General features: G+C 72.9%; 19 protein-coding genes and 2 tRNA genes. 4 read left to right on the top strand and 17 right to left on the bottom strand.

Going from position 1 to position 24,836, the window contains the following annotated elements; all coding sequences use genetic code 11:
- Positions 1–49: 49 nt before the first annotated feature.
- From ACFVGS_RS15770 to ACFVGS_RS15715, 12 genes are all read right to left on the bottom strand, one after another.
- Positions 50–2,320, bottom strand: a complete 2,271-nt coding sequence (locus ACFVGS_RS15770) for an ArnT family glycosyltransferase (protein WP_385692736.1) — start codon at positions 2,318–2,320, stop codon at positions 50–52.
- Complete coding sequence (locus ACFVGS_RS15765; protein WP_385692735.1) at positions 2,317–3,588, bottom strand: glycosyltransferase; 1,272 nt, start codon at positions 3,586–3,588, stop codon at positions 2,317–2,319. Before ACFVGS_RS15765 ends, ACFVGS_RS15770 begins: the two co-directional genes overlap by 4 nt.
- Positions 3,589–3,866: 278 nt before the next feature.
- A complete protein-coding gene (locus ACFVGS_RS15760) occupies positions 3,867–4,931 on the bottom strand; it encodes a 5-methyltetrahydropteroyltriglutamate--homocysteine methyltransferase (RefSeq protein ID WP_385692734.1) in 1,065 nt (354 codons plus the stop codon).
- A 286-nt stretch (positions 4,932–5,217) separates the two neighbouring features.
- Entirely contained in the window at positions 5,218–6,705 is a 1,488-nt protein-coding gene (locus tag ACFVGS_RS15755; RefSeq protein ID WP_385692733.1) for a sensor histidine kinase, read from the bottom strand.
- Between the two features lie 5 nt (positions 6,706–6,710).
- Positions 6,711–7,448: a response regulator transcription factor gene (locus tag ACFVGS_RS15750; RefSeq protein WP_385692732.1), complete on the bottom strand. Its 738-nt coding sequence runs from the start codon at positions 7,446–7,448 to the stop codon at positions 6,711–6,713.
- A 264-nt stretch (positions 7,449–7,712) separates the two neighbouring features.
- Complete coding sequence (locus ACFVGS_RS15745) at positions 7,713–8,633, bottom strand: amidohydrolase family protein (RefSeq protein WP_384407488.1); 921 nt, start codon at positions 8,631–8,633, stop codon at positions 7,713–7,715.
- Complete coding sequence (locus ACFVGS_RS15740; protein ID WP_384407490.1) at positions 8,614–8,949, bottom strand: antibiotic biosynthesis monooxygenase family protein; 336 nt, start codon at positions 8,947–8,949, stop codon at positions 8,614–8,616. The genes ACFVGS_RS15745 and ACFVGS_RS15740 overlap by 20 nt, the downstream gene beginning before the upstream one ends.
- A 138-nt stretch (positions 8,950–9,087) precedes the next feature.
- Complete coding sequence (locus ACFVGS_RS15735) at positions 9,088–10,029, bottom strand: DUF2797 domain-containing protein (RefSeq protein WP_384407492.1); 942 nt, start codon at positions 10,027–10,029, stop codon at positions 9,088–9,090.
- 110 nt (positions 10,030–10,139) lie between these two features.
- Entirely contained in the window at positions 10,140–11,240 is a 1,101-nt protein-coding gene (locus ACFVGS_RS15730; protein WP_385692731.1) for a Bro-N domain-containing protein, read from the bottom strand.
- Positions 11,241–11,297: 57 nt separating this feature from the next.
- Positions 11,298–11,714 (bottom strand): hypothetical protein, encoded by a 417-nt coding sequence (locus tag ACFVGS_RS15725; RefSeq protein ID WP_385692730.1) that lies wholly within the window; start codon positions 11,712–11,714, stop codon positions 11,298–11,300.
- Positions 11,715–12,432: 718 nt separating this feature from the next.
- The gene (locus tag ACFVGS_RS15720; RefSeq protein ID WP_384407498.1) at positions 12,433–12,693 is read right to left on the bottom strand and encodes a hypothetical protein; all 261 of its coding nucleotides are present in this window, start codon (positions 12,691–12,693) and stop codon (positions 12,433–12,435) included.
- A 79-nt stretch (positions 12,694–12,772) separates the two neighbouring features.
- Positions 12,773–13,063 carry a WhiB family transcriptional regulator gene (locus tag ACFVGS_RS15715; protein WP_385692729.1) on the bottom strand — a complete coding sequence of 97 codons (291 nt, stop codon included), beginning with the start codon at positions 13,061–13,063 and terminating at the stop codon, positions 12,773–12,775.
- A gap of 656 nt (positions 13,064–13,719) precedes the next feature.
- Between ACFVGS_RS15715 and ACFVGS_RS15710 the strand changes: the two genes are divergently transcribed.
- Both ACFVGS_RS15710 and ACFVGS_RS15705 read left to right on the top strand, forming a co-directional pair.
- Complete coding sequence (locus ACFVGS_RS15710; protein WP_385692728.1) at positions 13,720–14,652, top strand: hypothetical protein; 933 nt, start codon at positions 13,720–13,722, stop codon at positions 14,650–14,652.
- A gap of 42 nt (positions 14,653–14,694) precedes the next feature.
- On the top strand, positions 14,695–14,919 hold the full coding sequence (locus ACFVGS_RS15705; protein ID WP_385692808.1) for a tyrosine-type recombinase/integrase: 225 nt from the start codon (positions 14,695–14,697) through the stop codon (positions 14,917–14,919).
- Positions 14,920–15,023: 104 nt separating this feature from the next.
- Here the strand turns inward: ACFVGS_RS15705 and ACFVGS_RS15700 are convergent.
- Positions 15,024–15,096: transfer RNA gene (locus ACFVGS_RS15700), tRNA-Arg, on the bottom strand.
- Positions 15,097–15,683: 587 nt separating this feature from the next.
- Positions 15,684–15,774: transfer RNA gene (locus ACFVGS_RS15695), tRNA-Ser, on the bottom strand.
- 288 nt (positions 15,775–16,062) lie between these two features.
- On the opposite strand from ACFVGS_RS15695, the gene ACFVGS_RS15690 reads away from it, so the two are divergent.
- Positions 16,063–16,479 carry an SSI family serine proteinase inhibitor gene (locus tag ACFVGS_RS15690; RefSeq protein ID WP_384407508.1) on the top strand — a complete coding sequence of 139 codons (417 nt, stop codon included), beginning with the start codon at positions 16,063–16,065 and terminating at the stop codon, positions 16,477–16,479.
- Positions 16,480–16,710: 231 nt separating this feature from the next.
- A complete protein-coding gene (locus ACFVGS_RS15685) occupies positions 16,711–21,069 on the top strand; it encodes a PAS domain-containing protein (protein ID WP_385692727.1) in 4,359 nt (1,452 codons plus the stop codon).
- A gap of 218 nt (positions 21,070–21,287) precedes the next feature.
- Here the strand turns inward: ACFVGS_RS15685 and ACFVGS_RS15680 are convergent, their stop codons facing one another.
- The 3 genes from ACFVGS_RS15680 to ACFVGS_RS15670 all read right to left on the bottom strand — a co-directional run.
- Positions 21,288–22,940: a long-chain fatty acid--CoA ligase gene (locus ACFVGS_RS15680; protein ID WP_384407512.1), complete on the bottom strand. Its 1,653-nt coding sequence runs from the start codon at positions 22,938–22,940 to the stop codon at positions 21,288–21,290.
- Positions 22,941–23,085: 145 nt separating this feature from the next.
- Positions 23,086–23,670: a SigE family RNA polymerase sigma factor gene (locus tag ACFVGS_RS15675; protein ID WP_384407514.1), complete on the bottom strand. Its 585-nt coding sequence runs from the start codon at positions 23,668–23,670 to the stop codon at positions 23,086–23,088.
- A gap of 378 nt (positions 23,671–24,048) precedes the next feature.
- The coding region (locus tag ACFVGS_RS15670) for a DUF1906 domain-containing protein (RefSeq protein ID WP_385692726.1) at positions 24,049–24,836 on the bottom strand (788 nt) is incomplete at its 5' end.

Raw genomic sequence — 24,836 nt, 5'->3', positions numbered from 1 at the left:
CCGGCTGCTTCCGGTCCCTGCCTTGGGGCTGCTTCCGGCTTCCTTCCGACTACTTCTTGCTGGTCAGGTGGCTGGTCAGGTCGTAGAAGGTGGCGCTGCCGACGGTGACCTTCTCGAAGGTCTCCTCCACCCAGGACGAGATGTCCGCGCCGTGGCCGCCCGCGCCGAAGCCTCCGCCGGACGCGATGAAGTAGTGGATCTTCCCTTCGGCGACGTACTGCTTGAACTGCGCGAGCGTCGGCGACGGGTCGCTGCCGTTGAAGCCGCCGATGGCCATCACGGGCTTCTCGGTGGCGAGCTGGTAGCTGGCGGCGTTCTGCGAGCCGATCGCGGCGGCGACCCAGGTGTAGTCGTCGGCCTCGGCGAGCAGCTTCTCCCTGGCCTCGGTTCCGACGTCCGCGCCGTTGAGGAGCCCACCCATGCCGCCGGGGCCGCCGGCCCGGCCCTCACGGGCCGCACCGGGAGCCTGGCCGCCCTGACCATCTTGACCGCCCTGGCCGGCGGGAGCCCGGCCGCCGGGCATCTGACCACCCGGCGCCTGCCCACCGCCAGGCATCTGCCCGCCGCCAGGCATCTGCCCCTGGCCACCGGGCACCTGACCACCCGGCCCACCCGGGAACTGGCCCTGCCCGCCCTGGCCGCCCTGGCCGCACTGGCCGCCCTGGCCGCCCTGGCCGCCCAGAGCCTGGCCCTGGCCGTCCGGCCCGTACACGAAGAACATCCGGCCGTTGCCCGGGCCGCCGCGCATGCCGCCCGGGCCCGCCATGCCCGCCGGGCCGGCCGTCACGATCGAGCCCTGGTGGCCGTCGGCCAGCGTCGCCAGGGTGTACGCGAACGGGCCCGCGAGTCCCGCCGCGAGGCCCAGGCCCGCCGCCGCGAGGCCCAGACGGCGGTCCGTACGGCCCGCGAGCAGCAGCCCGAGCGCCGCCGCGCAGCCGGCCACGAGCACCGTCCAGCGCAGCCACGGCAGCCAGTCCGGCGTACGGCCGAGCAGCGTCCAGCCCCACACCGCCGTCACCGCGACCGTCACCGCGAGCGCCGCCGACGCCGCGAACCGGCTCCGCTCCTCCCAGAGCACCGCCGCGCCCATGCCGATCAGCGCGGCGACGTACGGGGCCATCGCCACCGTGTAGTACTCGTGGAAGATGCCGGCCATGAAGCTGAAGACGGCCGTCGTCAGGAGCAGCGAACCGCCCCACACCAGGAACGCCGAGCGCGCCGTGTCGGTGCGCGCGGCCCGCCAGGTCACCACGACACCGGCGACGAGGAGGATCAGCGCGGCGGGCAGCAGCCAGGAGATCTGGCCGCCGATCTGCTCGTCGAACATCCGCCCGAGGCCCGTCTCGCCCCAGCCACCACCGCCGGGTCCGCCGCCGGCCCGGGTGGGCAGCTCCATGCCGGCCGGCAGGTTCTCGGTGATCCTGCCGCCGGCGCCGCCCGCACCGCCCCGGCCACCGCCGCCGACGCTGCCGACCTCGTTGCCGTTGAGCCTGCCCAGGCCGTTGTAGCCGAAGGTCAGCTCAAGGAAGCTGTTGTTCTGCGAACCTCCGACGTACGGGCGGGAGGACTTCGGCCACAGCTCGACCAGGGCCACCCACCAGCCCGCCGAGACCAGCAGCGCGAGCCCGCCCAGGCCGAGCCGGCCGAGCCGGCGCCCGACCCCGCCCGGCGCGCACACCACGTACACGAGCGCGAGCACCGGCAGGATCAGGAAGGCCTGCAGCGTCTTGGCGAGGAACGCGAAACCGAGCGCCACGCCCGCCCACACCAGCCACTTCGCCGCGCCCCGGTCCAGCTCCAGGGCACGCAGCACGCAGTACACGGCCACCGTCATGAGCAGCGCGAGCAGCGCGTCCGGGTTGTTGAAGCGGAACATCAGCGCGGCCACCGGAGTCAGCGCCAGGACCGCGCCCGCGATCAGGCCGGCGCCCGCACCGAAGCGACGGCGGACGGCCGCGTACAGGACGGCGACCGTCGCCACACCCATCAGCACCTCGGGTACGAGGATCTGCCAGGAGCCGAGACCGAAGAGCCGCACCGACAGGGCCATCGGCCACAGCGCGGCCGGCGGCTTGTCGACCGTGATGGCGTTCGCCGCGTCGAGCGAACCGAAGAAGAAGGCCTTCCAGCTCTGGCTGCCGGCCTGGACGGCCGCGGAGTAGAAGGAGTTGGCGTAGCCGCTCGCGCTCAGGTTCCAGAGGTAGAGGGCGGCGGTGGCGAGCAGCAGGCCGTGGAACGCGGGCCGCACCCACGGCGCGTCCTCCGGCCGCCCGCGCCACAGGCGGTGGAGCCGGGTGGGTGAACGGTGGTCGGTGGTCATCGGGTCGACGTCCTAGTCGTGTTCGGGGAACGGTCCGGGAAGACCCAGAGCCGGAAGAGGAGGAAGCGCACGACGGTCGCGGCGAGATTGGCGACGATCAGCACGGCGAGCTCCGTGGAGTGCGCCGGGTCGCCGCTCGCCGCGTCGAGCGCGGCGAGCGAACCGCTGGTCAGGGCCAGGCCGATGCCGAAGACGACGAGGCCCTGCGCCTGGTGGCGGGCGGCCCGCTCCCGGCCCCGTACGCCGAAGGTGAGCCGGCGGTTGGCGGCCGTGTTGGCGACGGCGGAGACCAGGAGGGCGGCGGCGTTGGCGAGCTGGGCGCCGACGCCGAGCCGGAAGAGCGAGTACAGCGCGAGGTAGAAGAGGGTGGACAGGGCGCCGACCACGCAGAAGCCGACCAGCTGCCGCGCCAGCCCGCCCGGCACGCCCTGCAGTTCGCGGTCGCGCGGGTCGTCGCCGAACGGCCGGGCGAGCCGGTCGAGCGGCAGCGCGCCGGTCGCGAGCGCCCGCCCCACCCGCCACACGCCCTTCAGGTCCTCGGTGGCGGTACGGACGATGTGCACCGTCGAGTCGGGGTCGTCGACCCAGTCGACCGGCACCTCGTGGATCCGCAGCCCGGCCCGCTCCGCGAGCACCAGCATCTCGGTGTCGAAGAACCAGCCCGAGTCCTCGACCATCGGCAGCAGCCGCTCGGCGACCTCCCGCCGGATCGCCTTGAACCCGCACTGGGCGTCCGAGAACCGGGCGGCGAGCGAGCCGCGCAGGATCAGGTTGTACGCGCGGGAGACGAACTCCCGCTTGGGGCCGCGCACCACGCGCGAGGAACGGGCGAGCCGCGAGCCGATCGCCAGGTCGGAGTGACCCGAGATGAGCGGCGCGACGAGCGGCAGCAGCGCGTTGAGATCGGTGGACAGGTCCACGTCCATGTACGCGAGGACCGGCGCGTCCGACGCCGACCACACCGTCCGCAGCGCCCGGCCCCGGCCCTTCTGCTCGAGTCGCACGCTGCGGACGGTGTCCGGCAGACGGGCGGCGAGCGCACGGGCCACGTGCGGGGTGGCGTCGGCGGAGGCGTTGTCGGCGACGGTGATGCGGAAGGCGTACGGGAAGGTGCGGTGAAGGTGCTCGTGGAGCCGCAGCACGCACGGCTCCAGGTCCTTCTCCTCGTTGTGGACGGGGATCACCACGTCGAGGACGGGCCGGCCGGCCGCGCCCACGGGCAGGTGCTCCCGGGAGGGAAGCGTTTCGGCGCTCGGTGACGTTCGCATGTCCCCGACACTCGCCGGGCCCGCTGTCACGGCCGTGTGGTGAGCCTGTGGCGCGCCTGTGAGTGCTCGGAACCGCCGGAACCTGCGAGCTCAGCGCTGCCGGAAAGAGGGAGGTGTCCAGCGCTGTCGGAAGGGGGGAAAGGGGCCGGCTGATCGCCCGCCGGGACGTCCGGGAAGGCGCTCTCCGCTTGCGACACCTTCCCGGACACCGGCCACTCCGCCTGTCCTACGGCCGGGCGGAGCCGGACGGGAGCGGCCGTTCGCCGAGTAGTGGGCGGTTACAGGCCGAGGGCCTCAGAGGCGAGCGCGGTACCCCGTACGCGGGCCTCGATCTTTGCGAAGGCGAGGTCCCGGGAGGTGGAGGTGTCGTCGGCGAAGGGGGAGAAGCCGGCGTCGTCGCAGGTGCCGAGCTGGTCCACGGGGATGTGGCGGGCGGCGAGCAGGACGCGGTCGCGTACCTCTTCGGAGGTCTCGACCGTGGTGCTCAGGGGGTCGGTGACGCCGATGAACACGCGGATGCCGGGACGCAGCTGGTCGGCGACGATCCGCAGGACGCGCTCGGGATCGGGCTCGCCGGCCAGCTGGAGGTAGAAGTTGCCGACCTTGAGCCGGAACAGCTTGGGCAGCAGGCCGGCGTAGTCGACGTCGAGGCTGTGGGTGGAGTCCTGGTCGGCGCCGGGGTCGGTGTGCACGCCGAGGCGGGCCCCCTCTTCCTCGGTGAACCGGCCCAGGACCTCGTTGTTGAGGGCGATGAAGTCGTCGAGCACACTGCCGGACGGGTCGAGCTTCAGTGACAGCCGGCCTTCGGTGAAGTCCAGCTGTACGCGGTGGGCGCCCGCTTGCAGGCAGCCGCGGATGTCGGCCTCCGCCTCGCTGGCGAGATCGCTCAGGAACTTCTCGCGGGGGTATCCGTCGATGGGCTCGCCCGGGTAGAGCAGGGACAGGGCGGAGGGGGCGACGACGGACTGCTTCACTGGGCGGTCGGTGTGCCGGAGGGCGTCCCTGAGGTACGTCTCGGCGCGGACCTGGTAGCGGAACGGTCCGCCGGTCAGGCGGGGCAGCTGCCGGGTGTGGCCGTCGGCGAAGGGGATCACAGCGCCGTCGGGGGAGAGGGAGGCGAGTCCGGTGAGGGGGTAGGTGATCGTGCTGGGCTTGGCCTGGTCGCCGTCGACCAGGACCGTCTCGCCCAGCTGCTCCAGCCGGGCGATGGTCTCGGCGACGGCCTGCTCCTGGAGCTTGGCCAGCTCCGCGTCGCCCAGCCGCCCTTCGGCGTGCTCGGCAAGGGCCTCCTGCAGGGCACGGGAACGGGGAATGCTGCCAATGGGCTCGGTGGGGATGCTCATGGCGCCGACCCTAGGAAGGCCCGCGCGGCCCGCGGTCGGAATCCGTGCCGGCGCCCACCCGACTGGTCCGCCGATTTCACCGCATCGGTCTGCGAAACCTGTTCCAGGTTGACGCTGGCAACCCTGCCGGGGGCCGGTGATGCTCCGTCCGCCGCGGAGACCGGTCGCGGGTCACGGGCTGTTCGAACCCCGGGTGCCTCGCGAAGTGGTGAAACAAGTGCTGTCCATGCTCATGGACAAAGCCAGCCTCAGCGCCGACGGGGCGAGCGCACGGCGAACAGAGGGCTCAGCGCCGGCGGGGCAGACGCACGGCGAACAGCGTCCGCCCGGGCCGGCTGTCGACGGTCACCTCGCCGCCATGGGCGAGGGTGACGGCGCGGACGATGGCGAGCCCGAGACCGGTGCTGCCGGCCTGCCGGGACCTGGAGGCGTCGCCGCGCGCGAACCGTTCGAAGACCGAGGGCAGCAACTCGCCCGGAATGCCGGGCCCGTCGTCCTCGACCTCGACGACCGCGTGCCCCGGCTCCGTACGGACGCGGGCGGTGACGGTCGTGCCCGGCGGGGTGTGGGTGCGGGCGTTGCCGAGCAGGTTCACCAGCACCTGATGGAGCCGGGCGCCGTCGGCCGGCACCTTCACCGCCGCCTCGCCGTCGGGCAGTTCAAGGCGCCAGCGGTGCTGGGGCCCGGCGGCGCGGGCGTCGGAGACCGCGTCCACGACGAGCAGGGAGAGATCGGTGCTCTCGTACGAGAGCGGCCGTCCGGTGTCGAGCCGGGCGAGCAGCAGCAGGTCCTCCACCAGGCCCGTCATCCGGGTCGCCTCGGACTCGATGCGCCCGAGGGCGTGCCGGGTGTCGGGCCCGCACTCCTCCCGGCCACGCCGGGTCAGCTCCGCGTACCCGCGGATCGAGGCGAGCGGCGTGCGCAGCTCGTGGCTCGCGTCGGCGACGAACTGGCGTACGCGCGTCTCGCTGCGCTGACGTGCGTCCAGTGCCGAATGGACGTGGTCCAGCATCCGGTTGATGGCCGCGCCGACCTGCCCGACCTCGGTGCGGGGATCGGCCTGCGCCTCCGGCACCCGGTGGTCGAGCGCCACCTCGCCGCTGTGCAGGGGCAGTCGGGCCACCTGGGCCGCCGTCACGGCGACCCTCCGCAGGGGCCGCAGCGCGACCCGTACGAGCACGGTCCCCGCGAGCGAGGCGGCGACGAGCCCGGCGCCGGTGACGCTCAGCTCGACGACGACGAGGGTGGAGAGGGCGTCCTGGACCTCGGTCAGCGGGATGCCGATGAGGTAGTCGCCGTTCTTGCCGGTCGCGTACCGCACCCGGTAGTCACCGAGGCCGCCGGGCAGCGACACGGTGTACGGATCACCGTCGCGCGGGACGGCGGCGAGGGCGGCGCTCTGGGCGTCGTCGAGCTTGATCGACCGGTACCGCGGCCCGTACACGCCGTCCTCCGGCGGCACGGAACGGTCCGCCGCCGTCACCTCCCCGTCCACCAGCCGCGCGCCGACCGTCCCCAGCGGCGCACCGGGCCCGATGACGAAGCCCAGAGGCGTGTCGAAGCCGCCCGGCGAGGGCCCGGCCGAGTCGGGCGGCGGCCCTGCGGCCCGGTTGGCGACCTCCAGCAGACGGGTGTCCGCCTGGTCGTACAGATACGACCGGAACGCGATCGTCGTCACCGTGCCGATGACCGCGCAGACGACGGCGATCAGCGCGACGGCGGAGACCACGAGCCGGGTCCGCAGCGACCAGGGCGCCCGTGGGCGGATGCGCACGCGGACTACTCCCCCGGCTTGATCAGATAGCCCGCCCCGCGCCGGGTGTGGATCATCGGGCTGCGCCCGGCGTCGATCTTCCGGCGCAGGTAGGAGATGTAGAGCTCGACGACGTTGGCCTGGCCGCCGAAGTCGTACGACCACACCCGGTCCAGGATCTGCGCCTTGCTGAGCACCCGGCGCGGGTTGCGCATGAGGAAGCGCAGCAGCTCGAACTCGGTGGCGGTGAGATGGATCGACTCGCCGCCCCGGGTCACCTCGTGGCTGTCCTCGTCCAGGGTGAGGTCCCCGACGGTGAGCAGCGACTCGGCGCGCGCCTGCGCGGCCCCGGACCGGCGGATCAGCCCGCGCAGCCGGGCCACCACCTCCTCCAGGCTGAACGGCTTGGTGACGTAGTCGTCGCCGCCCGCGGTGAGCCCGGCGATCCGGTCCTCGACCGCGTCCTTCGCGGTCAGGAACAGCACCGGCACCTCGGGCAGCTCGCGCCGCAGCCGCCCGAGGACGGCGAGCCCGTCCATGTCGGGCAGCATCATGTCGAGCACGACGACGTCGGGCCGGAACTCCCGCGCCCGCTTCAGGGCCCCGGCCCCGTCGCCCGCACTGTGCACCTGCCAGCCCTCGTACCGCAGGGCCATCGACAGCAACTCGGCGAGCGATGCCTCGTCGTCGACGACGAGGACACGGACGGCACTGCCGTCGGGCCGGAGCAGATCGGTACGCGAACGGGGAGTGGTCGCAGTCATGCGGATACGGTCGCGGGGGAGCGTGAGACCCGGCTTGGGCTTTCCTGTGAATTCGCTGAGAAAGCGCGGGGGGCGGGGGCGGGAGCGGGAGGCGGTTCGTCGCGAGGGCGGCGGGGGCCGGAGGCGGTTCGTCGCGAGGGCGGCGGGGGCCGGAGGCGGCCGGGGGCGGCAGGGGTCGGGAGACCGCTGGGAGCAGCCGGGAGCGGCAGGGTCGGGAGACGGCCGGGGGCGGCAGCGGCCGGGGCGGCAGGGGCCGGGGCGTTCCTACCCGCGTGACGGCAGCTCGAAGAGCCTGGCGCCGTTGTCGTGGCAGACCGCTCGCAGCCAGTCGTCGCCGAGCCCGAGCCGTTCCAGGGCGTGCAGCTGGTGCGCGTAGGGATAGGGGATGTTGGGGAAGTCGGAGCCGAGCAGGATCCGCTCGCGCAGCACGTCGAGTCGCTTCAGCCCGGTGGCGGCCGGGAAGGGCGCGAGGCGCTCGCTGAAGTCGGTGAAGGCCATGGTGGTGTCGAGGTGGACGCGCTCGTGGCGCTCGGCGAGGTCGAGGAAGTCGTCGTACTCCGGCATGCCCATGTGCGCGATCACCAGGGCCAGTCGCGGATGCCGGGCGAGCAGCCGCCCGATCGGCCCGGGCCCGGTGTACGGCCCCGGGGCCGGCCCGGACCCGCAGTGGATCACGATCGGGGTCCCCGCCTCCGCGAGGATGCCCCACACCTCGTCGAGCAGCGGGTCGTTCGGGTCGAAGCCGCCGACCTGGACGTGCGCCTTGAAGACCCGGGCGCCGCGCTCCAGGGCCCGCCGTACGTAGCCCGGGGCTTCCGGCTCGGGGAAGAAGGTGGCGGTGTGCAGGCAGTCGGGGACGCGGGCGGCGAAGCCGGCGGCCCAGTCGTCGAGCCAGGCGGCCATGCCGGCCTTGTGCGGGTAGAGCATCGAGGTGAAGGCGAGGACCCCGAACTCCCGCAGCAGCTCGACCCGCCGGTCCTCCTCCTCGCGGTAGGTGATGGGCCACTCCTGCCCGGTGAGGGGCCCGGCGGAGTCGAAGTAGGCCCACACCTTGTCGAGGACGTTGCGCGGCATGAAGTGGGTGTGGACGTCGACGAGCCCGGGAATCCCGAGGCGGCGCGCGAAGCCCCGAATCTCCTCGGCCTCCTCGGCGGGGTGCCGGTGCTCAGTCGCGGTCGTAGCCATAGGTCCGCTCGACCTTCCCGATGTGGACGCGGTAGCTGTCGTACCAGTGCTCGCGGCCGTACCGCTTGGCGGCCATGTGCTCGGGGTGGTGCTGCCAGGCGGTGAGCCCGTCCAGGTCGCGGAAGTACGCGACGGTGATCCCGATGCCGCCGGGCGTGCGGGCCGACTCGTACCCGAGGAAGCCGGGGATGTCCCGGACGAGCTCCTGCATGCGGGCCGAGGTGTCGGCGTAACCCTCCGGTGCGTCGGGCCGGACAGAGGTGAAGACAGCGGTGTAGTAGGGCGGTTCGAAGCCGCCCACGAGGCTCTGGGTCATGTGATCACCCTGCGATGGGGGTGGTGGCGGTGTCCATGGAAGCCGCCGGAAGGGATCCAAGACTTTACGGTTCAGCGCTTCGCGCGGGCGCGGGTGTCGGGGTCGGTGCGGCGCCGGTGTCGGTACCGGCGCCGGGCGTCAGAAGAGCTGCTCCTGGGCGTCCCCGGAGATGAGGAGGGCGGTCAGGGGCACACTGACACCGCCCTCAGCCGCTGCCGCTGCCGCTGTCGCCGCCTTCCCCGCCTGCGCCGCCGCCGCTGCGACGAGCTGCCACCCGGACAGCAGCCGGGTGTCGAGGACGAGCCCGCGCCCGTCGCGGTCGAGGAGGTGCAGATCGGGCCCGGCGGCGGCGATCAACCGCCCGGCGAGGACGCCGCCGTCGACGAGCTGGGTGACGACGAGGGGGGCGGAGGGCGGCACGGGAGGGGCGGGCGGAGCGCCAAGCGCGCCCAGGTGGAAGGCCTCGGCGTGGTCGCTCACGTGGCAGGGCAGCGGCTCCAGGGTCTCGGCCCAGTCGGGCACGGCGAGGACGCGGGCGTACAGCTCCGAGACCTCGGCGGCCCGCTCGGCGGCTGACGGCAGGCCGTACCGCACGGCGCGCTTGCGGGCGTACGGGATGCGGTCGGGCACGGCGAGGGCGTGCCGCAGCACCTCCTCGGTCCGCCGCGCGGCCATGAGCGGCCCGCGGCCGAGCCAGGTGAAGGCGACCGCGCCCTGTTCGAGCAGCCGCGCGGAGCCGCGCTCCTCCGCCGTGATGCCGACCTTGATCATCCCGGGTCCGAACCAGGCCAGATAGACGCGGTACGGCCTCGGGTCGTCGGCGACGGTGTCGGCGGCCACGGAATGGGCCCGGTCGAGCCGCGCGCACTCGGCACACCGCCCGCCGGTGCCGCGGGCGGCCACGACGGCGCCGAGGGGGCAGGAATTGCCGCGTGCCCCGGAGCAGCGCCGTTCGCCGACGGCCCGGAAGGCCAGGTCACGCCCGTACGAGAGCGGGCTGACCCGCCTGCCGCCGCCCTCCCAGCGGAGGCTGGGCACTCCGCCCCGCCAGGACACCCCGGCACTCCGCCACACCACCATGCCTCCAGTGTCGTACCCGCCACTGACAGCGAGGCGGGGTGCGGGTCGCACGGGGCCCGCCCGGCGACGCCGGTCAGGGCGAGGGCGGGCCATAGGGCGCAAGGACCGTGTCAGGGCAGGGCGTAAAGGAGCCCGCCGTCGGTACCGGCCCCGCCGGCGTGCCGCATGCAGCCGCGCTCGACGAGCGTGCGCACGCAGTCGCGGACGCGCTCGGCGGTGGGCCCGGTGCGGTGGGCGACCTCTTCCAGTCGGTAGCGGACGCCGCCGCGGACCAGGGCGGGGGCGAGGTAGGCGGCGACGGCGTGGACGTCGGCGCCGACGACGGCGTTCCGCGCGCGCCAGCAGTCGAGCAGCTCCTGCGGACTACGAGCAACGGCCCCGCCGCCGGAGGGCACCCCGGCGTCCGAGGCCACCCCGGCTGCGGAAGGCACCCCGCCATCCGAGGGCACCCCGGCTGCGGAAGGCACCCCGGCATCCGAGGCCACCCCGACACCGGAAGACACCCCGGCATCCGAGGCCACCCTGCCTCCGGAAGGCACCCCGGCATCCGAGGCCACCCCGACACCGGAAGACACCCCGGCGTCCGAGGGCACCCTGCCTCCGGAAGGCACCCCGCCGCCGGAAGGAACCCCGCCCTCACCTCCACGCGACGCGGAGCGCTGGGCGGGCACGGAGAGCCGTTCGAGCGACTCGGCGATGCGATGGAGATCGCCGACGGCCTCGCGCAGCAGCTCAGCGCACTCCGACCCGTCGCCGTCCGGCCGCAGCGCGCGTTCCTCGAGCCGGACGAGCACGTCAAGGAGCTGCTGCGGGAGGACGAAACCGCAGTGCACGGGCGAGGGTTCGAGTCCGTAGGACCCGTCGCGCTGGACGCCGACGACGACTTCGGCGACCCAGGCCTTGAACGGCGCGGTCTGGGAGCGCCGGGACGCGTTGACGAGCTGGACGAGCCCTTCGAGGCTCACCATCCGCGTGGACTTCCGCAGGCGGCGGGGGCCGGTCATGTCGAGGGGGAGCTCGCCGATGGTGGCGTGGAGCGCGTCTCCGACGTGCGTACGGAGCGCCTGCGCCGCGCTGGCGAAGCCGAGCCGGCGGGCCGCGTCGACGGCGGGAAACCAGTGCGTACCGTCCGGCAGTGTGAGCCGGCGGAGCCTCGCGCCGGTGGCGGCGTAAACGAAGTCGTCGATGTCGATGGCGTCGATGGCGTTCATCTGGGCGTCACCTCCACCCGCACGTTAGACCGAGGGCATATTCAACTGACATGGAAATCAGCCCGGTTCACCCAAAGGTGTGGCGGCGCCGTGCTCGACGTCGTGGAGGAGCGCGCGGACGCGGTCGTACGTCCACTGCGGCGCGACCCCAGGGCAGTCGGCGAGATAGCCGGCGATCTCCTCGTCCGCCCAGGCGCCCGACTCGCGCAGTCCGGCGGCGACCTGCCGCAGATACGGCTCCGAGGGCGGGCGCAGTTCCACGTCGTGCACGGCCCAGGGCGCGGTGAAGGTGAGCAGCGGGATCCCGTCGACGTCGCCGGCGCAGACGACGGTCTCGTACCGCCCGGGTCCGAACTGCATCCGCCCCTGGGCCACCACTTCCTCGAGGTCGAGGTCGGCGCCGGGCTCGCGGTACATCTCCAGGGCGGCGATGTCGGAGAACTGCCGGGCACTGATGAGATGCGCCCGGGCCAACACCCGCCCGGCGGCGCCGGGGTCGTGAAATCCCCGCCCACCGCCCCACACGGCGGACTCGGTGGCGAAGTACAACACTCCCCGCAGCTCCACGGCCCGCGACTCCAACGGCTCGGCCCGCTCCCGACAGGCAGCGAGATACCGCCCCAGCCGCCGGCGATGCATGTTCGACCCATAGGCGGCGTACCAGACATACATGCCGCCAGACGCTATCGACTACGCCGCAGCCCACGGTCACCACGCCACGGCCGCGTCACGAACCGTCCATCAGGCCGTGGCCCGCCGAGCGGTCAGGCCGTGGCCGGCTGAGCGGTCACCAGATGACCGTGATGCTCCTCTCTGAAGTCCATCCCGGAGCGAAGCTCTCCCCGCAAGCACTGCATCTGCCAGTCATCGACGGTCACGGCCGCTGATGCGCACTGAGGGCAGCCGCTGAAACACAGATGCCGACAGCCGAGCTGGCCACCTACGATCGTTCCACCTGCGTCGGCCGGCAGCTGTACCCCCAGCACCGGCCCGTTGTGGAGGGGGCCAGCCCGTTCGAGCCGGGCCAGGAGGGTCGACAACCGCACCCACCAGCAGTCGCAGCGGTTGCTGTGCCTCGCTGCTGTACGGCGCGAAGCCGATCGGTCCCCCGCCGCGCCGCTATGGCGGCCACGTCCACGTCGCCCCCTCTGTAGGGGCGAGCGCCTTATCGATCAACGTGCAGCTCAAGCTGTCATTCGAGCGTGGCGATGGCAAGGCCGGCGAGCGCGAGCACGGGCGATCCGAGAAGGACGATGCCGCCCACCAGCCGAAAGAACCAGGCACCGAATCGCGATGGCTCCGCAAGCCCCATGTCCAGCGTCCGCGCTGCGGTCACAGCCCTTACGGCATTGCGCCGCGCCACGGCCTTGTCCGCCGCGCCCCGCACGTTGAACAGGAACATCGCCCCCCACGCCACGCCCGCCAGTCCAAATACGAACAGCGCGATACCCACAACCACAGCCGATCCCCTCCCTCGAACACCGCCGTGACCAGCGGTCGTCCAAGGATGATGCCAGCCAACCCGTGGGCGATTACGGGCGGACCTTGGTCATCGAACACTCTCGCCTTGCTGTTTCGAGAAGGCGGCGCCACGAAGTAACAGTGGGGCGACGGTCCAGTAGCGCTCGTCGCTCCTTCTCTGTCATTCCTCCCCACACGCCGAATTCGACGCGATTATCAAGCGCGTCGGCTAGGCACTCCGTACGAACTCTGCATCCGGCACACACGGTCTTCGCGCGCAGCTCTGCGGGTCCTGTCAAGAACATCGCGTCAGAGTCGTCTGTTCGGCACGCGGCCAGTGACGACCACTCTTCTACCCACATGCCGTGTCCCCCTGATGCGGCCGCTGCTCGACATGACCGACATCAATCATGGTGCCGTCGCCGGCCTCCTGGACTCGACTGCCAGGCGGCAGGGATCGGACGATGTCCCTACGTACGGCACCGCGTTGACGTTCCATCGCGACTCGTGAGCGCTCGCGCACCCAGGTGCGAGCGAGTATCAGCACCTGCCCCGCAATGATGACGACGGCTGCAACCTCGGTCTCTGACAGCATCCCGCTTCCCCTTCCTCCAGCGTGGTTGAGGGGTAGCGGGGGGCGGCCTCCGCCAACGTGACGTCTGCTCTGAGATTTTTTGGAACGCTGAGGCGACGCGTCGTCGGCCTCACTGGGACGCTGCACTGCGAGGCTGCGGATGCCCTGCCCAGCCCACAGTTCAGAGCACCGGCCCGTTGTGGACGGGGCCAGCCCGTTCGAGCCGGCCAGGGCAGGGCACCGCCCTCGGGCTGAGCGCGCTGTCAGCCACGCGAGTGAGGCGAGTGAGCTTCATGAGGTGTCAGTGGCGCTTGCTACGTTCTGAGCGCCCTACTCGGAGGTCCCCCAGCCTCCTAGAAGTCTGATTTCGTGCGCACTTGACCTGGAACGACCTATGCCGTCGCAGTCATTTCGCGTGCCTGGAACCATACTTGGAGGAACTTGATGAGCAGTGGCATACGGAGACGCCTCCTGGCCCGATCCGCAGGCGTTATCGCGGCAGTAGCCTTGGCGATCACAGCTACACCACTGGTGGGCACCGCACAGGCTGACAGCGCGGTGTCAGGCTCGCTCAGCTTCAGCGGCGAGACGGGCGAGCCCATATCGGGTGGCCAGTCGTACGAGTACACGGCCGGCGCGGTCCAACTGTTCGACGTCGAGGCCGGCAGCAACGAGCAAGGTCTGACCGTCGCGGTGGACGCGACCGAGGGGACACTCTGGCGTCTCCTCATCTCGGCCCCGGAAGGTCAGAAGCTGACTGCGGGAACCACCTACACCGGGGCCAAGAAGTGGCCCTATATCCAGCCGGGCGACCCGGGGCTGGAGTTCTCGGGGACTGACAACGGGACGGAGAAGTGGTGCAACACATCCACTTCCGGCTCCTTCACCATCGAGAACATCGCGTTCGGGCCCTACGGCTACGTGAGCGAACTCGACGCCACCTTCGAGCAGTACTGCAACGGAACCGCGCTGCGCGGTGAGGTTCACGCGGTCATGCCCGCGGCGCCGGAAGAGCTCGCCATCGGCGTGAACCTCGACGCGACGGGGACGGTCGACGCCCAGACCGGCGTCATCACTGTGGGTGGCGATGTGACATGCAACAAGCCCGCCCGGTTCACCTTCAGGGCCAGCGCCTATCAGATCCAGAAGCACGCTACGGCGTCCGGGGTGAACGGCGAGGACGCCTTCTTCGTCGACTGCACACCGGGAGCCCCGGTGCCGTGGACGGTCTCCTTCCCGAGCAACCTCGAACCCGATGCCGCATTCAAGCCTGGTCCTGCGGTACTCCGGGCCCGGGGGGAAGCGCCTGACAGGGACTACCCGGTGACCCAGTACACCGGGGACCTGAGCAGGGAGATCACGCTCGTGAAGTCCTGATCCACCGCGGGCCCGGTATAGCAGCCGGGCCCGCATCAGTGGCTGGCGGCCTACGCGCCGCACCACGTCCACGACCTTCGGCACACCTGCGCGTCCCTGTTGCTCGCGCAGGGGGTGGACGCCCGGATCATCATGGAGATGCTCGGGCAGAGCACGATCACGATGACGCTCGCCACCTACGCACGCGCCATGCAGACGACGCTGCGGGCGGCAGCGGATCGGATGGATGACGCACTCGGGCCTGACACCAACGACGAGGTCTTGTAGTCGGACGCCCTAATGGCGTCGTCTGCGTACCCGATCTAGGCGTTGATGTCATCCGCTGATGTCAAAGGCCCCGCCGGGCGAACCGGCGGGGCCTCTGAGCTGTGTGCACTCGGCAGGATTCGAACCTGCAACCTTCTGATCCGTAGTCAGATGCTCTATCCGTTAAGCTACGAGTGCTTGTTTTTTTGTTTCTCTCGCCTCCGCTCCCCGGCCTTTCGGCCCGCTCGCGGCGACAGGAAGAACATTACATGACTGCCGCCGTCATGTGAAATCCATTGGGTCCACCCCTTGTGACCTGCGAAAACGCCAGACGATCACTGGGTGGGGCGCGGGCCGCCAGTCAGCTCGGCGGGGGTGGAGAGGGGCGGAAACGCTCGAAAAGAGACCGGGGTCACACGAGCGGCGCGGGGGCGCGGCCCGGGCCGGGCTCGTAGGGGTTCAGCAGGCTCCGGAGCGGGGCTCGGAGGCTTGGAGCGGGGTGGCCGGTGGCGCCAGGAGGCGCGGGGCTGCGGTGTCGGAGCGCCGGTCTCTGGGGGAGTGGATCTCCGGGCGGGCGGATGGCTCTCGCAGCGAGTGGATCCCGAAGCCGGTGAATCTCCGGGCTAGTGGATCTCTGAGGGTGCGGGTTCCTGGGCGCGTGGGTTTCTGAGAGATCCGTTCCCTTGGCGCGCGGGTTCCTGCGGATCGGATACCCCGCGCGCGGGTTCCTGCGGCGGCCCCGGGACGGGCGAAGCCCCGGTCCTGGGGGCCGGGGCTTCGTGGGGCGGAGGCGGAGGGATTTGAACCCTCGATGGGCTTTAAGGCCCAAACCGCATTAGCAGTGCGGCGCCATAGACCGGACTAGGCGACGCCTCCATGCACCCCGCGCGTACGCGAGTGGTGCGTGCAGATGATGACACAGACAAGCCGCGTGCCACCAATCGCTTATCACCGTACTAGGCCCCGGGGGGCCAGGGCAAAGGCCTCACCCCTGCGCGCCCCCGGCTCCCCCCGGGTCCCCCGGCTCCCTGCGGCTCGGTCCGGCTCCCTCCGGCCCGCACGCCTCATCCCGGTTGCGCAACGCAGCGGAGCCCGGAGCGTTAGTGAGGGAAGAACGCCCGCCCGTCCCTCCGCTCCAGGCACGCACCCCCACGGGAGTCCGTCATGCTGCGCCCCCTTCTCCTCGCGACCTTCGCCACCACCGCCATCGGGCTCGGGCCGCTGCCCCCGCTGCCGCTGCTCTCCGAGTCCGACTCGCTCACCGTGACCATCGAGAAGAGCGGGCACGAGGACGCCGACGGCACGTTCAAGCTGGAGTGCGGCGGCAAGCCCGGGGGCACCCATCCCGCCGCCGGCAACGCCTGCAAGCGGCTCGGGCAGCTCGCCGAGGCCGGCGAAGACCCGTTCAAGCCGGTGCCCGCCGATCAGCTGTGCACCCAGCAGTACGGCGGCCCCGCCACCGCCCACATCACCGGCCGCTGGCAGGGCCGCTCCGTCGACGCCCGCTTCTCCCGCGCCAACGGCTGCGAGATCGACCGCTGGGAGAATCTCCGGCCCGTCCTCCCCCGCGTCACCGGCTGACCTCACCAGGGAAGGGAGCGGGGACAGGTCCGGGCGGCCCGCCCGGCTCCGTGCCGGGCACCGAACCTCCACCCCGTCTCCAGAGGCGGAGGCCCGCCCTCCCTTAGACTCCCTCCAGTGACAGGCCGCGGCCCGAGGGGCAAGATGGGGCCCGCCGGCCACTAGGCACCAAGCACCAGGCAAGGGCTGCGGGCAAGTGCAGTTGCAGTGGGTTCAGGGAGGAAGCGTCTCGTGAGCAGCAGGCCATCCCGAGGCGCTGCTCGCCTCGCAGCCATACTCGACGCGCTCCCCGACGGTCTCGTGCTCGTCAACTGCAACGGCACCGTCGTCAACGCCAACACCATCGCCCTCGGCATGTTCGAGACCCCCGGCACCGCCCTCGTCGGCCGCGGTCTGCTCGACCTGCTCCCGGACTTCGACTCGCGCCTGATCCCCGGCTCGATGCGCCGCCCCGAAGGCGCCGACGACCGGGGCCGCACCCGGCCGACCCGGATGATGGCCCGCCGTACCGACGGCAGCGAGTTCCCCGTCGAGGTCACCAGTGCCAGCCTCGAGGACGGCCGCGAGGCCTACGACTCGTACAGCGGTTACACCGGCGACGAGCTGCTCATGCTCGTCGTCCGCGACCTCACCGGCACCCTCGACACCGAGGCCGAACTCGCCCGCTCCCAGCGCCAGACCGAGATGATCCTGCGCGCCGCGTCCGAGGGCGTCGTCGGCACGGACACCGACGGCCGGGTCGTTCTCGTGAACCCCGCCTTCGCGCAGATCCTCGGCTACCGCGCCGGCGAGCTCGGCGGCGCGGAGCTGCACCCGCTCATCCTTCCCAAGCGTGCCGACGGCCAGCCCTTCCCGTACGAGGAGTCGCCGCTCGCCGACACCCTCAAGTCCGGCCGCAAGCACCGCGTCCGCGGCCAGGTGCTCTGGGCGAAGAACGGCGACCGGGTCCCGGTCGACCTGACGACCGCGCCGGTACGCGACGGGGACCAGCTCGTCGGCGCCGTCATGACCTTCACCGACCGCAGGCCGTACGAGCAGCTGGTCGAGCGGCACGCCGCCGAGACCGCCGAGACCGCCGAACGGCACGCCGCCGAGGTCGCCGAGACCGCCGAGCGGCACACCGCCGAGCTGGAGCGGCAGAAGGAGCGGTACGAGACCGAGCTGGCCGAGGAGAGGCAGCGGGTCGCCGAGGAGCGGCGGCGGGTCGCCGCGCTCACCGCCCGGCAGGAGCAGCTGACGGCCGTGCTCGGCGAGTCGCTGCGCGGGCCGCTGGAGGAGCTGCGCGCCGAGCTGGCCACGCTCGCCGCCGACGACGCCGGGCAGCTATGGCCCGAGGCCAACCAGCTGCTCCACCACCTGGCCGCCGGCTACGCCCGGATGACCACCCTCGTCGACAACGTCCTCGCCTACCAGCGGCTCGACGCGGGCGCCGAGGAACTGGTCAAGGACGTCGCGCTGCTCGACGCGGTCGTCACCGGCGGCATCGACGGGGCCGTGGAGCTGATCGGCCCGGGCCGCGCGCAGTTCGCCGTGCACGCGCCGCCGATCGAGGCCGAGGTGGACGCGGTACGGCTGACGACCGCGCTGTCGCACCTGGTCGCCGACGTGGCCGGGGTCGACGCGACCGGCAAGAGCAAGGCGGCCGCGCAGAGCGGCGGGTACGCCGACTCGACGATCGTCGTCGCTGCCGCGCAGCGCGGTGACGTCGTACGGATCGAGGTCCGCGGCCCGTACGCGGGCGGCGACCCGGTCCACCAGCCGATCGTGCACGGGATCGTCGCCGCGCACGGAGGCGTCGTGCAGACCCATGAGGTGCCGGGCACGGTGGGCGGCGCGTACGTCGTCGAGCTGCCGCTCGGCGCCGGTCGCGGCACCGTGACCCTGCCGCCGGCCCTCTCGGAACAGCCCGCGCTGCCCGCGGCGCCTACGCCGCCCGCGCCGGCTGGGGTGCCGGGGGCGGCTGGGGTGCCTGAGGCGGCTGCGGCTGCTGGGGCGGCTGGGACCTCTGCGACGGCTGGGGTGCCTGGGGCTTCTACGTCGACTGGGACGGCTGGGGGGCCTGGGGTGCCTGGGGCTTCTACGTCGGCCGGGGTGGATGCGGTGCCGGCGACGCCCGTTCCGCCCGTCTCGCCGGTGCCGCCCGTTCCGCCCGCAGCCGGGGCCTTGTCCGGCGTCGGGTCCGTACGGCCGGAGGCCTCCGGGCAGGTGCCTGGCGCTCAGGCGCCTGCCGCAGACGGGCCTTCCGGTCATGTGCCTTCCGCACAGATGACTTCCGCTGAGGTGGCCTCCGGGCCCGGGCATCGGCCGGAGTCCTCCGGTGAGGTCCCCGTCCCGTCAGCGCAGCCTTCCCTGCCCGCGCAGGCCGCCGCCCCCGACGGCACCCTCGCCGGTGCCGCCCTGGGCGCCACCCAGGGCGGTGGGCGGCGGCGCGCGCGGCGGGCATCCACGGACGCCTTCCTGCAGAGCCCCATGGCGCCGGAAGGCGGGCCCGTACCCGTACCCGAGCCGACGGGCCGCCGTCGCGGCCGCGCGGAGCACACGCCCGCCGCCGGCACTCCGGCGGAGCTGATCCCCGCCCAGCACGTGGGCAGCGACGCCACCGCCGGTGCCGGTGTCGGTGTCGCGACGGGCGCCGCGACCGGCACCGGTCGGCGGCGTGGCCGGCCCGCCGAGGGCGCCGTCGTGACCGCCGCCGAGAGCGCGCAGGGCCGTCCGGCGCTGGGCGACACGGTCCCGCCGCAGGGCGTACCCGTCGATGCCGCCGGCGCTCCCGTCGCCCCGATGGCATCCCCGGCGCCCGCGCCGGCCTCCGCGCTCGCGCTGCCGGCCGTAGCGTCCGAGGAACAGACCGCCCCCCGGCCCACCGGCCGCCGCCGGCGCGCGCTCGCGGCGGCGCAGGAGCGGGCCGCGGCGGCGGAGGCCGGGCCGCGCACGCCGTTCGCCCTGCCGCCGGCCGACGCCGACCGCGGCGGCGACCCGGCGACCGCCCACGAGACCGTACGGACGCTGCCGGAGGACAACCACACCCCGCCGCAGCCCCATCCGCTGCCTGCCGCGCAGGTGCCCCAGGCAGCACAGACTGCCCAGGCAGCGCACGTACCGCAGGCACCGCAGGCACCGCAGGCACCGCAGGCCGTTCCCGCCGCCACCACGAGCGGGACCGGAACCGGCTCCGTACCGCTGCCGCCCGAGGCCCCGGCGGCTCCGGCGGCTCCGGCTGCTCCGCCCGCTCCCGCTCCGGCTGCCATGGCCGTAGCCAAGGACGGGACGCAAGGAGGGCGCGCGTTCAGTGTGCGGACCCTTGGTCAGGGCGTGCCCTTCGTCCAGTCCGCGATGCCGACTCCCGCCCCGGCCACTTCCGTCACGCCCACGCCGACGCCCTCCGGCCGTCGGCGCAAGCTCGGCAACCCGGCGGAGGAGGGCAGGCAGTCGGCGCCGGTCCCGGCCGCCTCGAATCCGGTCACTGCCACGAACCCGGCCGGGAACCCGGCCATGAACCCGGCCCCGATGGCGGCCGCGATGCCGGAAGCCACGGCGAAGGCCCACCCTCCGGCGGAGGCCCCGATCCCGGGGGCGGCGCCGAAGCCCGTTCCGGGGCCGGCGGGCGAGGCAACGCCCACGCCCGGCACGCCTGCCACGCCCGGCATGCCCGGCACACCCGCCGTGCCTGCCGCAGCAGGCATGCCTTCCGCGGCCTCCCTGCCCTCCGCGGCCAAGCTCGGGCCGGCGCCCGCTCCCGAAGGCCGTGCCTACGCCATAGAGGCGCCGGCCGAGGGCTCGGCCGAGGGGCCCGAGCCGCTGGACGGTCCAGGTGGCGCCGTGGAGGTGTCGAACCAGCCGCTGCCGCAGCCCGTCGACGACGAACTGCCCCCGGAGCCGCTGGACAACCCGCGTCGGCTGCTGGTGTGGCCCGCGCCCGACGTGTCCACGCAGCAGGCGCTGAGCGACCGCGGCTACCGGCCGGTGATCGTGCACTCCCGCGAGGAGGTCGACGCGCAGATCGCCGCCTTCCCGGCCGCGCTGTTCGTCGATCCGCTCACCGGTCCCATCACCCGCACCGCGCTGCAGTCGCTGCGGCAGGCGGCGGTCGCCGCCGAGGTGCCGGTGCTGCTCGCGGCCGGGCTCGGGCAGGCGACCCGGGAGGCGGCGTACGGCGCCGATCCCGCCGTCCTGCTGAAGGCGCTGGCGCCCCGGGACAGCGAGCAGCACCCGTCCCGCGTGCTGGTCATCGAGGAGAGCGAGGACATCGCGCAGGCGCTCGCGGCGACGCTGGAGCGGCGCGGGATGCAGGTGGCGCGGGCGGCGACGGACACCGAGGCGGTCACGCTGGCCCAGCAGATGCGGCCGAACCTGGTGGTGATGGACCTGATGCAGGTGCGCCGCCGCCGGGCCGGGATCATCGACTGGCTGCGCGCCAACGGCCAGTTGAACCGCACGCCCCTCGTCGTCTACACCTCCGCCGGCCTCGACGAGGCCGAGCTGCCGCGGCTCTCCTCGGGCGAGACGGTGCTGTTCCTCGCCGAGCGCTCGACCAGCGCCGAGGTGCAGGCGAGGATCGTCGACCTGCTCGCGAAGATCGGCACCAACTAGCCCGTACAGGGGGCTGGTTGGCGCCGACCAGCCCCCGCATGAGGCCGGTCGGCGCCGCATGAGGCCGGTCGGCGCCGCATGAGGCCGGTCGGCATGAAGGCTGGTCGGCGCCGTACGCGACCGGTCGGCCCCGCGTGAGGCCGATCCGCCCCGCATGCGCCAGTCGGCGCCGACCAGCCCCCGGGTGAGGCCGGTCGGCGCCGACCGCCGAACGGGCGCTAGAGCTGGGTGACGTCCAGCTCGCCCTCCGCGTACTGCTTGCGGATCACCTTCTTGTCGAACTTCCCGACGCTCGTCTTCGGCACGCTCGGCACGATCGCCCAGCGCTCCGGGAGCTGCCACTTGGCGATGCCGCCCTCGGCGGCGAGGAAGGCCCGCAGCTCCTCGTAGTCCGCGCTCGCGCCCTCCTTGAGGACGACGGTCGCGAGCGGACGCTCGCCCCACTTCTCGTCGGGGACGGCGACGACGGCGGCCTCGGCGACGGCCGGGTGGCCCATGAGGGCGTTCTCCAGCTCGACGGAGGAGATCCACTCTCCGCCGGACTTGATGACGTCCTTGGCGCGGTCGGTGAGGGTGAGGAAGCCGTCGGTGCTGATGACGCCGACGTCTCCGGTCTTCAGCCAGCCGTCCTCGCTGAACTTGTCGTCGGGACGGAACGGTTCGCCGTCCGCACCGCCGTAGTACGCGCCCGCGATCCAGTTGCCGCGGACCTCCAGCTCGCCCGCCGACTCGCCGTCCCAGGGCAGGATCTCGCCGTCGGGGCCGACCAGGCGGGCCTCGACGCCCGCCGGGAAGCGGCCCTGCGTCACGCGGTACGGCCACTCCTCCTCCGGCGTGAGCCCGGCCGGCGGGTGGGCCATGGTGCCGAGCGGGGAGGTCTCCGTCATGCCCCAGGCGTGGCAGAGGCGGACGCCGAGCTTGTCGTACGCCTCCATGAGGGAGGGCGGACACGCGGCGCCGCCGATGGTGACCTGGGCCATGGAGCTGATGTCGCGCGGGTTGGCGGTGACCTCGGCGAGCAGGCCCTGCCAGATGGTGGGGACGGCGGCGGCGTGGGTCGGCTTCTCGCGCTCGATCATCTCGGCGAGCGGGGCCGGCTGGAGGAAACGGTCCGGCATCAGCATGTTGATGCCGGTCATGAAGGTGGCGTGCGGCAGGCCCCAGGCGAGCACGTGGAACTGCGGGACGACGACCAGGGTCGTGTCCTTGTCGTTGAGGCCCATCGACTCCGTCATGTTCACCTGCATGGAGTGCAGGTAGATGGAGCGGTGGGAGTAGACGACGCCCTTGGGGTCGCCGGTGGTGCCGGAGGTGTAGCACATGGCGGCGGCGGTGCGCTCGTCGAGCTCGGGCCAGTCGTAGGTGGTGGGGCGGCCGGCGATCAGCTCCTCGTAGTCGTGCACGCGCGGCGCCACGCCGTCCAGGACGGAACGGTCGCCCGCACCGGTGACGACGACGTGCTCGACCGTCGGCAGGTGCGGGAGCAGCGGGGCGAGGAGCGGGAGCAGGGAGCCGTTGACGAGGACCACGCGGTCGGCGGCGTGGTTGACGATCCAGGCCAGCTGCTCGGCGGGCAGGCGGAGGTTGAGGGTGTGGACGATCGCGCCCATGGCGGGGATCGCGAAGTACGCCTCGACGTGCTCGGCGTTGTTCCACATGAGGGTGGCGACCCGCTCGTCGGCGGTGACGCCGAGTTCGTCGCGCAGGGCGTTGGCCAGCTGGGCCGCGCGCGCCCCTGCCTCGGCGAAGGTGCGGCGCTGCGGCTCACCTTCTCCGGTCCACGTGGTGATGGTGGACTTCCCGTGGATCGTCATCCCGTGCTTCAGGATGCGGGTCACGGTCAGCGGTACGTCCTGCATGGTGCTGAGCACGGGCGTCCTCCCGAGGGCGCTACGCGGCAGTAGGAATGGGCTGATTCTGCGCGCGTACCAGGCGGTATGTCACTACCCAGGAGTACGAATTTGCCAGCGATCACTGGCATAACCGAGGGTAACCCTCATTCGCCCTCCGCCCGCCTCACCGGACGGGAGAGAGCTCCGGGTCCTCGCGGAGCTTGCCGAGTGCCCGGGAGACGGCGCTCTTGACCGTCCCGACGGAGACCCCGAGCACCTCTGCGGTCTGCGCCTCGCTCAGGTCCTCGTAGTACCTGAGGACGACCATCGCACGCTGACGGTCGGGAAGCTTCATCACCGCGCGCCACATCGCGTCGTGCAGCGCCTGGCGCTCCGCCGGGTCCGGCGCGGGCAGCCCGACGGGCTCCGGCAGCTCGTCGCAGGCGAACTCGTCGACCTTGCGCTTGCGCCACTGGGACGTACGGGTGTTCAGCAACGCCCGCCTGACGTAACCGTCCAGGGCACGGTGGTCCTCGATGCGCTCCCAGGCGACGTAGGTCTTGGTGAGCGCCGTCTGGAGCAGGTCCTCCGCGTCCGAGTGGTTCGCGGTCAGCGAGCGCGCGGTGCGCAGCAGGACGGGACCGCGGGCCCGGACGTACGAGGTGAACGACGGGTACGCGGCGTACGGCGCGGGGCCGGAGCCGGGGCGGTTGGCCGTGGCGGCCGTGGAGGCACCGGCGCAGACGGGGCCAGAGGGCGGCGGAGTCATGGTTCCACGCTATGAGCGGCCCCCGCCCGCCGGATCGGCCCCAGGTCCCGAACCGCACTCCCCCTCAGGTTGTAGGGGTGGGGACCACCGGACCTCCTGAAGGTGGAGCCCCGAGGACGCGAAGTCAGGGTCTGGGGTGGAGAGGGGAGGGAGAGGAGCGGAGGGAGGGGAGGGGAGGGGAGGGGAGGGGAGGGAGCGCCAGGGTGGGGAGGGAAGACCGGGGAGGGGGGAGTGCCGGGGTGGGGAGGGAAGACCGGAGAGGGGAAGGCGAAGGCCGGGCGCGGGGAAGGCAAGGCCCGGGCGCGGAGGAAAGGGAGGCCGGGCGGGGAGGGAAGGGAGGCCGGGCGGGGAGGGAAGGGAGGCCGGGCGGGGCGGGCGTCAGGTGCCGACGTGGGCCACGGGCGCGTCGACGAGGCTGCGGTCGATCACGAGGCGCCGGCCGCCGTGCGTCTCGGTGACCTCGCCCGCGTACTGATGGATCCGGCCGTGCGGCCGCCACGCGAGCGGGTGCAGCACGCTCTCCGTGTCGAGCGCGGGCTCGCCCCTCCAGCGCGCGAACCAGACCGCGGACGGCAGATCCCGCGTCCCCGCCAACCGCTGCAGCTCCACCTCCCGGACGCCGCTGTCGGCACTGCTGTAGAAGCCCGGGACGTAGCCGAGGCGGCGGACCTCGCGGTTCCACCCCCGGACGAAGAGCAGGGTGGTCTCCGCGCACCGGGCGTCCTCCGTCCGGTACGCCTCGATGTCCAGGTAGAGCGGGCTGCCCGCGGCCAGGCCGAGCGCCCGGGCCGCCCGCACCGCCTCGCCGGCCTCCTGGGTGCCCTGCCGCCAGGGGGTGCGGCCGATCGCGTACCGCCGCTTGGACTCGGCGATCACGCACGGCGCCTGCGAACCCACGAACAGCGGCAGCAGCCGCCAGCCCTGGCCGTGCACCGAGGCCACCCACCCGGGAGTCAGCTCCCGCTGGGCCGGGCAGCCCCGGCCCCGGCCGCCGAAGTACACGCCGACGGCCTTGTACGGCGAGTCCCGCCAGGCCCGCATCACGTCGAGCGACGGCGCCTCGCACGTGTCGAACGCCCGCCCCGCGAAGTACCGGGGCGCGGGCGCGCCGGCGCGAGCCGGCGCCGCGGGCGCGCCTGCCCGAGCCGGCGCCGCGTGGTCGCCGG

This window comes from Streptomyces sp. NPDC127114 (assembly GCF_042677525.1).
Taxonomy (GTDB): Bacteria; Actinomycetota; Actinomycetes; order Streptomycetales; family Streptomycetaceae; genus Streptomyces.
This window is presented reverse-complemented; position numbering and strand designations above follow the sequence as displayed.